Here is an 11,606-nt window from a genome sequence, read left to right as displayed (position 1 = left end):
CCCCCGCGGGGGGGGGGGGGGCCCCCCCCCACCCCCCCCCCCCACGCCATGTTTTTCTGCCATCACGCGTCGACAATCACTTCGAAACCGCCATAGATTAGCCGCTGGCCGTCAAAAGGCATCGGATTTTTGTCTGGTTGCAGCCGCGGGTCGGCCATTACCGCTTTCATTCCTTCGTCTCGCGACTGATGCGACGGCCAGACAACCCAGGAGAACACCACCGTCTCATCATCCTTGCGCTTGATCGCCATTGGAAACGACGTCACCTTGCCCTCCGGCACGTCATCTCCCCAGCATTCGACCACCTTCAACGCGCCGTGCTCCTTGAAGACGGCCGCCGCTCTTTCGGCGAACTGTCTGTAAACTTCGCGGTTGGCTGTAGGCACGGGGACAACAAATCCATCGACGTAAGTCATTCGCAATCTCCTTTTTCCCATACGGACTATAGGTGCCGGTCTGCAGCGAATCGCAACACGACCGCCCATACGCACGACGAGCGGGGAGTCAAGAAATCGACAACAGTCGATTCCCTTGGACCGATAGCCTGCTTTGACCCTAAGCGGCGCTTTGAGGCACGGCGTCGGCCTGCTCACTTAAGCGGTTGCCCAATGCCGAGGAGGTTGCCCTCGCTATCTCGGAACCAAGCAGCTCTTTCGCCGACCCCACCCTTGGACGGGTAATTCCCTTGTATATCAGCGATCCCGTTTATCGTTTTGAGGCCGGGAAGATCGTATTCTTCGAACGCGACTCCACGCTGTCGCAGCTCACTAACGGTTGCCTGGATGTCATCGACCTCCCAGGCCATTTGTGTGTGAGTACCTGAGGCCGAGCCAGACGACTGAAAGAGTGTGAAGTAGCCCCTGCCGCATTTGTAGCGGAGGCCACCAGCCCGTTCTTCCAGCGGCTCAAGGCCGAGCTTGCTCGAGTAGAAAGATCTTGCGCGAGCGAGGTCTTGCGCTGGGATCCGAGTTGCGACGTCGCTGTCTTGAAGCATGGAACACCTCTGAGGTCAAGAAAGCCCAAAGACTTTGTTCGCTCCGTGCCGCGCAACGCTTCCGCTTTGCGGCCACGCAGTTTCTCGTCAGGAACCAGTTAGTCAGACGGGGACGCACTCATTGCCTTGATCTATCGTAGACCATGCGGTACACAAAACAGTTGACCCCCGAATCCGCTTGGCGTCGGGCCACCCGCCGTTTCTAGGCGACGCGATTTGGAAGTACACGTGCACCCGACCTTGTTCGATGAAATCGAACCTTCCTTTGAATCACGTTGAACGACATTCGGTACCACGTGGTCCACAATCACGAACAAGGTTCCGAACCGAGGCTCAAGTGCTCGAGGACGCGGCACGCCTTGTGGGCCCGGGAGTGAGTCAGCGACGGGGCGTCAGTCGCCGCGCCTCGAAGGCTTTCCGACCTCGGGTTCGATGTCGAAGAAGCTGCAAGGCGATCAGGGCTGCCCGTTGATCATGGGCTGCCTGATCGCGCTATCGTTGAGGCCCCACTTGCTGACCAGCTTCTGATAAGTCCCATCCGAGACGAGCGCAGCAAGCGCCTTCTTGAGCGCATCTCCAAACTGCGGATCCTGCTTGTCGAATCCGAGTCCCATCTGTTGAACCATGAACGGTGTGCCCACGATCGCGTAGCGATTGTTCTCGATCGAGTTCTGATAGACGATTGTTTCGGCACCCTGCACGGCTGCGTCCGCACGACCTTGGTTCAGTTGCAGCCGCGTATCGGGCGACCCGTCGGTACCTACGATGTCCACGGGGGGCCTGCCGGCCTTCGCTGGCGGCGCAAGGCGGCATGCTGAATGCGATCCTGGGCCAGGCGCTGATCGCGGTGTTCCTCACGCTTACGGCGTCGGTCGTCGCCGTGGTGCAGTGCGAACTGTTTCCGACGCAGGTCCGCTACACGGGCGCCGCGCTGGGCTACAACCTCGGTTACATGCTGTTCGGCGGCACCGCGCCGTTTGTGGCTCAGTATCTTGTCGTCCATACGCACGCGCCGCTAGCGCCCGCGTTCTATATGTCCGCGGTCGGACTGCTGGTACTCGTGCCAATCGGCCTGCTCCCGGAAACAGCGGGCACGAGAATGTCTCGCACGCATGCACATTTCTCTTCACGTTGAATCGGAAAATCTGAAATGTTTTACGCTAAACAGTCCAACGCGAAAAAAAACAACGACGCTACGAGTGACGACCGGCAACGCTACGAAACGTGGTATCGAAACTATCGGTGGCATGTTCCTGAGCACTACAACGTGGCACGAGACGTATGCGACAAGCACGATCCGCACAAGCTGGCGATGATCCTCACCGGCGCATCTCTCGCGGATCGCTTCGTCTACTGGGGCGAGATACAGACCCTCGCCAATCGCTTTGCGAACGCGATCGCCGCGCAAGGCGTGCGACCGGGCGATCGCGTGGCCGTGCTGATGAGTGCATCCGTTGAAGCGGCCGCTGCGATCATCGGCGTTCTCAAGCTTGGAGCGATTGGCGTGCCGATGGCCACGTTATGGAGCGACGACTCGCTGACCTATCGCCTCTCGAACGCGCAGGTTGCGCTGCTGATCGTCGACGACGCGAATGCGACACGTGCACTAGACGGCACCCATCTCACGCCGCGCTATGAAGCCACCGCGATCAACGCGTTCGCCAGCACATTCGATACGGCCGATACGAGCCCCGACGACCCTGCGCTCATCTATTTCACGTCCGGTTCAACGGGCAAGCCGAAAGGCGTTGTAGCGCCGCATCGCGGACTAATCGGTCATAACGAGTTCGAGGTTTGCCAGGACCTGCGTGAAGGCGAGCGTTCCTACTGGATGGGCGACTGGGCATGGGGCGTGTACAAGGTATTGGGCCCGTGGCGCTACGGCGCCGTCAACCTCGTGCACGTGTCGTCGAAACGCTACGATCCCGATGGATTACTCGCCGCGCTCAGCCGTCATGCAGTGACCAACGTGTTTCTCAACCCGAGCGGTCTGCGCCTGATGATGAAAAACCGTGCCCGATGCAGGCTCCCGGTTCCCCGAGGTGTTTCGGATCTGTTGCAGCGCGAACGAGCCCCTGGGCCAGGCCGAGGCTAACTGGTTTCGCCAGCAATTTGGCGTCGAAGTGCTGGAGAACTATGGCATGACCGAGGCCTATCCGATGATCGGCAACTTTGCCGGGCTGATGGTCAAGCCCGGCTCGATGGGCAGGCCGGTGCCTGGGTGGGACGTGCGACTGCTGGACGATTCAGAGAAAGAAGTGGGCGTCGGCGAGCAAGGCGAAATCTGTCTGCGCGCACGCAGTAATCCGCAGTTTCCTTTGGGCTACTGGAACCGCCCAGACGACACGCGTGCCATATTCGGTGGCGACTGGTTCCACACCAACGATCTGGCCACGTGTGACAGCGATGGCTTCTACTGGTACGTCGGGCGCAAGGACGACGTGATCAAGGCATCCGGCTATCGCATCAGCCCGTTCGAAGTTGAGGAGGCGTGTTGCCGGCATCCCGCTGTCGAAGCAGCCGGCGTACTCGGCGTAGTCGATGCGGAACGCGGGTCACGCGTAAAGGCGTACATCGTTCTTGCCGGCAGATTCAACGCCAACGCGGAGACGGCCGACAGTATTCGTCAATTTGTGCGCGCCGCGCATTCGCAATTTGGTTACCCGAAAGTGATCGAATTCCTCGATGAACTGCCGAGTTCACAATCGGGCAAGGTTGACCGGAAAGCACTTCGTGAAAGGCGCCCTGTAACCGAATTCTGACGATCCCCGAAGTTCTGACTGCGCGGGGATCGCCGAAGCAAATATCTAGTCCACGCGCCGACGTACGGAAATAGCCGAAGCCGTCGAAACAACCAGATCCGCGAAGCGCTTCTCGTCGCGATCCGCCTGCCAGCGCGAACGCGTGATCGCGATGTTGACCGCGCCGATGCCACGACCGTGCGCGTTGGTAATCGCCGCGGCAGTGGATATGTCGGCTACGAAATACTCGTCCTCGGTATGTGCATAGCCCTGCTTGCGGATGTGCACGAGGCGTTCCTTGATCTTGCGCGGCTGATGCACGGTGGACGCGGTGTACTGGACGAGATTGGTACGCGACAGGATATCGTCGACCTCACCATCGGATAACGTGGCCAGGATCGCGAGGCCGGGCGCCGTGCAATAAGCCGGCAGACGCGAGCCTGTGATGACATGCGCGTTGAAGACATTGCGGCTGACAATGCGCAGTACGAATACGATGTCGATGTCGTCGAGCACCGTCAGGTTGGTGGCCTCTTCCGTTTCGGACCCGAGTTGCTGAAGATAAGGCGTGGCCCGGCTCACCAGTTCGTTGGAGGTCAGATAGTGGTAAGTGAAATCGAGCAGCTTGGGCGACAATTCGTACTTGCGACTGTCCGGATCTTTGAACAGATAGCCGAGCGCCGCCAGGGTGAACGTGAAGCGTTGCGTCGCGCTCATGTCGAAGCCGGTCAGCACCGAGATTTCTGAAAGCGATAACTGCCGCTTGCTGCCGTCGAATGCAATCAGTACCCGCATGGCCTTTTCCACCGACTGCACGTACAGCGAGGATTGCGTTGGATCGATCGCCATTTCCTCGCCGGGAGCGGCGGGCGGTGTGGTGCGTTTGCGGCGGTTTGTCGGCTGGGCGGGTTTCACGTTCTCATTCCCGGAATTGCTTTGTGGCGAATAGATATTATTGCATACCACATCGATTTTCCTGGAATGTGATAAACGTCAGTGCAATCCGCTCTCGCCCACGTGGCGAGGTCAACGCGCCAGTCGATCCCACGCATCGCGCACATCGCGCGACAACAGATGCTTGCGGATCCGCTCGCTGGCCGTCAATTCGAACTGCTCGACCGCCCGGTAATAGCGCGGCAGCTGAAAGCTTGCGAGGCGCTCGCCGGCCCACGCATGCAAGGCCTCCCATTCCACCGCCGCGCCCTTGAACTGCACGTTCAGAAGAATGTCCTGTTCACCGATCGTCGACGCGACGCCGATTGCCGCGCTCGCCTTGATCGCCGGATGCCCCGCAAAAACACGTTCGATCTCCCATGCCGACACGTTCTCGCCGCGTACGCGCATGCTGTCCGTTCCCCGTCCGATGAAAAACAGATCGCCGTCCGCGTCACGTCGCGCGTGGTCGCCGGTGTGCAACTTGCCGCCGCGCAACGCGGCGCGGGTCGCCTCTTCGTTCTTCAGATACGCCGGCAGCAGCGCGCCATCCACTTTGCTGGTCAACACGATTTCGCCGGGCTCGCCGTCCGCGACCGGGCGCCCGTGCTCATCCAGCAATTCGAGGTCGAACCATGGCAGGACCTTGCCGATCGAGCCGGGTTTGCCGGTTGCATTGAGCGTCGCGAAGCTCGAGCATTCGGTCATGCCGTAGCATTCGCGCAGCCGTACGCCCAGCCGCGCCTCGGTGGCGTGCCACGCGGCGGCCCCTACACCCGCACCCCATCCAACGCGCAGCGCATGGTCACGTGGCTGCTCGTCGGGCGGCAACTGCATCAGGATGTCGAGCACACCGCCCAGATAATGCAACTGCGTCGCGCCCGCTTGCGTCACCTGCGACCAGAACTGCGAGGCCGAAAAGCGCGGCACCACGTGGAGACTGACCGGCACGAGGAACGGCAGCAGCAACATCTGAGCGCCGCCGATATGGCACAGCGGCTCCCACATGAAAAGACGGTCGCCTTGCCGCACGTCGGCCACCCGCAAGGCGGCTTCGCTGGCAATGCGCATCATCCGGTGCGTGAACAGCACGCCTTTGGGCGCGCCCGTCGTGCCGGACGTGTAGATGATGCAAAGCGGCTTATGTACGCCGATGACCGGCGTGCGCAGCGTGGGCGCCGCCGCGGCGGCATCGAAGGCCGGCAAACGCGTGAGCCGCGTGTTGCCGCAATCGATCTGCGCCGTCACCGCATCGAACTCTTCGTCGATGACGAGCAGCTTCGGCTCGGCATGCTGAAGCAAATATTCGAGACCCGCCGCACGCAGCCGCGTATTGACCGGCACCCACACAATGCCGCTCAGCATCAGCGCATAGATCAAATAAATATGCTCCGGGCTATTGCCGAGCATCACCGCGACGCGGTCGCCCTGTGCGAGCTCGCAGCCCTCGAACCACGCCTGTAGTTGGGCGATATGCGCGGCCGCTTCCGCACAGCGAATTGCGCGGTCTTCGTAATGCAGGAAAATATGCGCCGGATCGGCGCTGAGGCCGGCCGCCAACAGCGGCACGCAGTCGAGTTCGTCTTGCGGATGACGGTGCTCAAAGTAGTCTGGATAGCAATGCATGTCTTATCGTTTATCGAGCTTGCAGGGTCAACGCGCGCGGCGCTTGAGCCAGGCGGACACCGAAATCACCAGCGCGATCAGCACGACGAGCGTCGTCGAAACCGCAGCCAATGTCGGCGTGATCGCCAGTTGAATGTCGTCCCACATCTGCTTGGGCAGCGTGGTATTGATGCCGCCGCTCACGAAGATGGCGATCGTCAGATCGTCGAACGAGACGAGGAAAGCGAACAGGAACGCGGCGCTCACGCTCGCCATCAGCAGTGGCAACACCACCGTGCGAATGCGCTGCGATGACGACGCGCCCATCACGCGGGCGGCATCGTCGAGGCGCCAGTCGAAGCGCTGAAAGCCGGCCGCGAGCGTCACGACGACGTACGGAATGGCCAGTACCGTGTGGCCGATGATCAGACCGGTGTTGGTACCGGTCAGCCCGAAGCGGCTCAGCAGATACAGCAGACCAACCGCGACGACGATGCGCGGCACGATCAGCGGCGCGACCATCAGCGCGAACAGTGGCTTGACGGCGCGCTGCGACATGCGCGTCATCGCCAGCGTCGCGCCGAAACCCAGCGCGACCGACAGTACCGCCGTGCCGAACCCCACCTCAAACGAGCGGATCACCGCGCTCTGCCAGACCGATGAACTGAGGAAGGTGCCGAACCAGCGCAGACTGAAGAGCTTCGGCGGAAAGGCGATGAAGTCGCCGCTCGTGAATGCATAGGGAATCACGGACAGCACCGGCACGACCAGCACGATCAGGATCGCTACCGTGAAGAGGCCAAGCGGGCTGAATACACGCACGCCGCCGGTGCGCTGGGCCGTGCCGCGCCGCTTGACCAGCGGCGCGCAGATCCGCCCGGCCCAGATCAGCAGCGCGAGCTTGAATCCCTGCGCACGCGACGCACGGACGCGCTCACGCACTTCCCCCGTCAGCGACGTCAGGCCAACCACGCGGTCGTACAGGAAGAAAATCGCAATCGAACAGATCAACAGCACGGTAGAGAGCGCGCCGGCGAAATGCATGTCGAACAGTTCGAGCACCGCTGAAATCACCAGTTGCGCGATCATCGTCTCGCGCGGCGAGCCGAGCAGCGAAGGCACGATGAAAAAGCCGAGACTGGAGACGAACACGAGCAGGCCCGCGGCCGCCACACCCGGCGACGAGAGCGGCAGAAACATCGTGAAAAAGCTCGTGCTGCGATCGGCGCCGAGCGTCTCGGCCGCTTGCGAAAAACGCTCGTCGATGCCGCGCATCACCGGCAGCATCGTCATGACGGCGAGCGGCAGCATCGAATGCACCATGCCGATCAGCACGCCCGTCAGCGACGGAATCGTTCCGGTCGTCTCATGCACGAGGCCCAGCGCGAGCGCGATCGTGGAAAGAACGCCCGTCTTCGACAGCAGCAACATCCACGCGTACGTCTTGACCAGATAGCTGGTCCAGAACGGCAGCATGATCCAGAGCAGCCAGCGCTCGCGCACACGCTCCGACACGCGGCTCAGCAGATAGGCGACCGGATAGCCGAGCACCACCGAGAACGCCGCCGTGAGCAGCGAGATCGCGAAGGTTATCCATAGCACCTTCGCATAGACGGGCGTGTGCGCGATGCGGGCAAACTGCGTGAGGCCGAACGTGCCGTCGCTGTTGACGAGTCCGCCTTGCAGGATTTCCCCCACCGGCACGATGAAAAAAACCAGCAGGAACAGCAGCGTGGGGACCGCCGGCGCGATGCGCAACGAAGCTGCGAGCCACGTGCTATGTCGCCGGGGCGTATCGGTCGGGCTGAGCACGCGTGTAGCGAGGGTCATGAGAATTCCTTTGCGGCGCGAACCGTCATGCATGCAGCAGCGTGGTGCGGTAGGGATCCCAGATCAGGCCTACCGTATCGCCGACTCGCGGGCTCAGCGTGCGCGCGCAGCGCGCCATGAGTTCGCTGCCGTCGGGCAATGACAGCTGCACGTGCGTGTCGCTGCCGAAGAACACCACGTCGTCGATGCAGGCATCGACGAAACCATGCTTCGGCTCGACAAATTGCAGCGCCTCGGGCCGCAGCAGCAGCGTATGACGGGCGGCCGACCCAATCGTCGAGGTACGCGGCAGCGGAATGCGGCCGCCGGCCGCGAGCAGGATCGGCTCGCCGCTCGCATCGGGTGCGTCCGCCAGTGCGCCTTCGAGCAGATTCGAGTGGCCGATGAAGCCCGCCGCGAAGCGCGTCGCCGGTCGGTCGTATAAATCTGCGGGCGTGCCGATCTGTTCGATGCGCGCGTCGTTCATCAGGCAGATGCGGTCCGACAGCGTGAGCGCTTCGTCCTGATCGTGCGTCACATAGACGAAAGTCGCGCCGAGTTCCTTGTGAAGGCGCCGTATTTCCGCCTGCATGTGCTCACGCAATTTTTTGTCGAGTGCGCCGAGCGGCTCGTCGAGCAGAATCACCGACGGCCGATAGGCGAAGCAGCGCGCGAGTGCAATGCGCTGCTGCTGCCCGCCAGACAATTCCTTCGGAAAACGCGTCCCGTATTCGCTCATGCGTACCATCGCGAGCGCGCCGTCCACGGCCTCGCGCACCTCGTCGCGCGACTTGCGTCGCATCCGTAAGCCGTACGCGACGTTATCCCACACGCTCATATGCGGAAACAGCGCATAACTCTGGAACACCATGCCGATGCCGCGCTTGCCGGGTTCGACGTGCGTCACATCCCGCCCGTCTATCTCGATGCGTCCGGCGCTGGGTGCGACGAGGCCTGAGATCATCTGCAGCAACGTGGTCTTGCCCGAGCCCGAAGGACCCAGCAGCGTCAGGAACTCGCCGGCTTGCACCGTCAAACTGGTTGGCTCCAGTGCGACGGTGTTGCCATAGCGCTTGGAAAGGCCGATTGCTTCCAGCTTTGCGCTCATCGTGGCACCTTTACGAAATGATCCATGAATTGAAGCGTTCCGTGACCTTCTGGCGGTTGTCCTGCCACCACTGCGGGCTCGGCAGCTTCATATTGCGGATGTTGTCCGGCGCGGTCGGCAGCAAAGGCGCGCGCTGCGGCGGAATCGCGTCGAACGATTTGCGGTTGGTTGGACCGTAAGCGAGCGTCTGGGTGAGCAAGGCCTGGCGCTTCGCATCGGCGCAGAAGCGCACGAACTGTTTGGCCATGTCGGCGTGCGGCGTGCCCTTCGGAATGCCCCAGCCTTCGATCGAATACAAGCCCTGATTCCAGACGATCTTGACCGGCGCACCGGCGTCGATCGCCGATTGCGCGCGTCCATTCCACAGTGAGATCATGTCGACGTCGCCGCTCTGGATCGCCTGCATCGATTGCGCGCCCGACGTCCACCAGATGGCGATATGCGGCTTGATCTTGTCGAGACTCCTGAAAGCGCGGTCCACGTCGAGCGGATAGAGCTTGTCGAGCGTCACGCCGTCGGCCAGCAATGCCTGCTCGAGCGTGTCGAGCGGGCTGCGGCGCAGACAGCGGCGTCCCGGAAAGCGCTTGACGTCCCAGAAGTCCGCCCACGATTTCGGACCGTTGTTCTGGAACTTGTCGGTGCGGTACGCGAGCACCGTCGAATACACGTCGACACCGAGCCAGTCACTGGTCACCGCTTCAGGCATCACGTCCGGGAAGTCCGAGGGCTTCAGGCCGATCGGCTCCAGCAGGCCCTTCGATTCGAGGTACGGAATGTCGGCGGAGAGCGTGAGGGTCGTCACGTCCCACACATAATTCCGGGTCTTCACCATCGCCTCGAATTGCGCGACCGGCTGCGATTCGCGCGCCACGCTCACCACCTTGATGCCGGTCGCCTTCTCGAACGGATCGTAGAAAGCCTGACGGTAGGCCGCCGTGTATGGACCACCAGGATCCGATACGACGATCTGCTTGTCGTCGGCGCGTACCAGTACCGGCATTGCGCCCGCGAGCGCGAGTGCCCCCGCACCCTGCAACATGCGGCGCCGCTTTTCGTTGAAGTCTTGCGTCATTGCTGTGGTCTCCTGCTCGATGAGTGGCGGGATGAATCGGACTGCGCTCAGCTCACTTCGCGCGCTTGCGGAAAAATTCTTCCATCATGCGGGCGGGCTCGCCCGAGTCGTAGGCTTCGCGCTGGATGCGGATGCCCGCTTCGATACAGTCCTGAAAGCCTGCTTCAGTCATTTCACGGAAACGCTGTTTGTCCAGACGCATCGCGACCGGCGGCTTGTTGGCGAGTTCAGTGGCGATTTCGAGCGCTTTTTCGAAGACCTTTTCTTCCGCCACGACGTGGTGGATCAGACCGATGTTCTTGCATTCCTCGGCGTCCATCAGGCGGCCTGTGAGCGTCAGTTCGATGGTGCGCGACATGCCGAGCATTGAGTTCATGATCCACGGGCCGGTCGTGCTCGCGATCCCCGCGTTGATTTCCGGCTGGCCCATGCGTACGCCCGGGTGACCGATCCGGATATCGCCAAGCAGTGCCACCTGAAACGCCGAGCCCGCCGCGGTGCCATTCAGTGCCATGACCAGGGGCTTCTTCAGGCCGCGCAGGACAGCGTAATAACGCTGCCATTCCTTGACCCAGGCGACCGCGCGCTCGCCATCGAAATCGTGCGCCTCCGACAGATCCTGCCCGGCCGAAAAGGCGCGATTGCCGGCGCCCGTCATGATGATCGCCGCCACTTCGTCGTCGGCGTCGAAGCGATCCAGTGCCTCGATGATCGCGTTACGCATGGGGGTCGTCCACGCGTTCAGCTTTTCGGGACGGTTGAGCGTGATGACCGCAACGCGGCCGTGATTGGACAACAGGATATCGTTAGTCATTTAATATCGCATAGAAATAGTTGATGGTGTAATTCAATATACTCGCACCATAAATGAGGTGCAAGGTGGTGTTTTCGCTAAGCAGGCGCTGGCGACGATCCGCGTTTGAGATCCGCGTTTGCACGCAGGTAGGGGTTTTGTGGCGCCGATGGACGCCGCATGAGGCATTGCCGAAAAATCTGCCGCGCGAGGTTCAAACCTATTTGCCCGAGTCGGGCGAGGAATTCGGGCGCATGATGGGCGCAGGCACCGGAGTAATTTTTATTGCCGGTGGTAGATGCCTGCGGATCCAAGAAATAACTTTGAAGTATCCAGCTCGCAATAGCTACGTAGCTTCCCGGCGGCAAAGACCCGATCGAACTGAACCGCGCACGATGGTCCGTTGAACCGTGAAGAGCGGCCCTTCGAACGTCCGCGTGAGCGAGCGGGCCAACGGCTGTTCATGGCCGGGTCCGGTCCAATATTGAAACGACAAGGCCGCTCGCCGTCGATGCTTTCGGCGGTGTGATTCACTGAAGTATGCAGCACAG

Annotated in this window: 13 protein-coding genes; 3 read left to right on the top strand and 10 right to left on the bottom strand. The window is 61.5% G+C overall.

Annotated features, from left to right (window positions below; all coding sequences use genetic code 11):
* Window positions 1–62 precede the first annotated feature (62 nt).
* The 3 genes from P0D80_RS47285 to P0D80_RS47275 all read right to left on the bottom strand — a co-directional run bounded on the left by P0D80_RS47285 (window position 63) and on the right by P0D80_RS47275 (window position 1,767).
* Entirely contained in the window at window positions 63–416 is a 354-nt protein-coding gene (locus P0D80_RS47285; protein ID WP_408183434.1) for a DUF1428 domain-containing protein, read from the bottom strand.
* 173 nt (window positions 417–589) lie between these two features.
* Window positions 590–994 carry a VOC family protein gene (locus P0D80_RS47280; protein WP_408183432.1) on the bottom strand — a complete coding sequence of 135 codons (405 nt, stop codon included), beginning with the start codon at window positions 992–994 and terminating at the stop codon, window positions 590–592.
* A gap of 455 nt (window positions 995–1,449) precedes the next feature.
* Complete coding sequence (locus P0D80_RS47275) at window positions 1,450–1,767, bottom strand: type 2 periplasmic-binding domain-containing protein (protein WP_408183431.1); 318 nt, start codon at window positions 1,765–1,767, stop codon at window positions 1,450–1,452.
* 38 nt (window positions 1,768–1,805) lie between these two features.
* Here P0D80_RS47275 and P0D80_RS47270 point away from each other — a divergent pair, with 38 nt between their 5' ends.
* From P0D80_RS47270 to P0D80_RS47260, 3 genes are read left to right on the top strand one after another with little or no spacing between them, the layout of a single operon-like run.
* Window positions 1,806–2,129 (top strand): MFS transporter, encoded by a 324-nt coding sequence (locus P0D80_RS47270; protein ID WP_408294931.1) that lies wholly within the window; start codon window positions 1,806–1,808, stop codon window positions 2,127–2,129.
* A 15-nt stretch (window positions 2,130–2,144) separates the two neighbouring features.
* The gene (locus tag P0D80_RS47265; protein ID WP_408294928.1) at window positions 2,145–3,089 is read left to right on the top strand and encodes an AMP-binding protein; all 945 of its coding nucleotides are present in this window, start codon (window positions 2,145–2,147) and stop codon (window positions 3,087–3,089) included.
* Window positions 3,007–3,756: an AMP-binding protein gene (locus tag P0D80_RS47260; protein WP_408294925.1), complete on the top strand. Its 750-nt coding sequence runs from the start codon at window positions 3,007–3,009 to the stop codon at window positions 3,754–3,756. The genes P0D80_RS47265 and P0D80_RS47260 overlap by 83 nt, the downstream gene beginning before the upstream one ends.
* 45 nt (window positions 3,757–3,801) lie before the next feature.
* On the opposite strand, the gene P0D80_RS47255 is transcribed toward P0D80_RS47260, so the two are convergent.
* From P0D80_RS47255 to P0D80_RS47225, 7 genes are all read right to left on the bottom strand, one after another.
* The gene (locus tag P0D80_RS47255) at window positions 3,802–4,584 is read right to left on the bottom strand and encodes an IclR family transcriptional regulator (RefSeq protein ID WP_408294936.1); all 783 of its coding nucleotides are present in this window, start codon (window positions 4,582–4,584) and stop codon (window positions 3,802–3,804) included.
* A gap of 177 nt (window positions 4,585–4,761) precedes the next feature.
* Window positions 4,762–6,294 carry an AMP-binding protein gene (locus P0D80_RS47250; RefSeq protein ID WP_408294923.1) on the bottom strand — a complete coding sequence of 511 codons (1,533 nt, stop codon included), beginning with the start codon at window positions 6,292–6,294 and terminating at the stop codon, window positions 4,762–4,764.
* Window positions 6,295–6,321: 27 nt separating this feature from the next.
* A complete protein-coding gene (locus P0D80_RS47245; RefSeq protein WP_408183425.1) occupies window positions 6,322–8,103 on the bottom strand; it encodes an ABC transporter permease subunit in 1,782 nt (593 codons plus the stop codon).
* A 25-nt stretch (window positions 8,104–8,128) separates the two neighbouring features.
* The gene (locus tag P0D80_RS47240; RefSeq protein WP_408294920.1) at window positions 8,129–9,190 is read right to left on the bottom strand and encodes an ABC transporter ATP-binding protein; all 1,062 of its coding nucleotides are present in this window, start codon (window positions 9,188–9,190) and stop codon (window positions 8,129–8,131) included.
* A 10-nt stretch (window positions 9,191–9,200) separates the two neighbouring features.
* A complete protein-coding gene (locus P0D80_RS47235) occupies window positions 9,201–10,262 on the bottom strand; it encodes an ABC transporter substrate-binding protein (RefSeq protein ID WP_408183422.1) in 1,062 nt (353 codons plus the stop codon).
* A 52-nt stretch (window positions 10,263–10,314) separates the two neighbouring features.
* Window positions 10,315–11,076, bottom strand: a complete 762-nt coding sequence (locus P0D80_RS47230; protein ID WP_408183420.1) for an enoyl-CoA hydratase/isomerase family protein — start codon at window positions 11,074–11,076, stop codon at window positions 10,315–10,317.
* 261 nt (window positions 11,077–11,337) lie between these two features.
* The coding region (locus P0D80_RS47225) for a hypothetical protein (RefSeq protein ID WP_408294915.1) at window positions 11,338–11,606 on the bottom strand (269 nt) is incomplete at its 5' end.

Source organism: Paraburkholderia sp. RL17-373-BIF-A (assembly GCF_046030175.1).
Taxonomy (GTDB): domain Bacteria; phylum Pseudomonadota; class Gammaproteobacteria; order Burkholderiales; family Burkholderiaceae; genus Paraburkholderia.
Note: the sequence above shows the minus strand (reverse complement) of the source record. Positions and strands in the feature narration are given on the sequence as shown.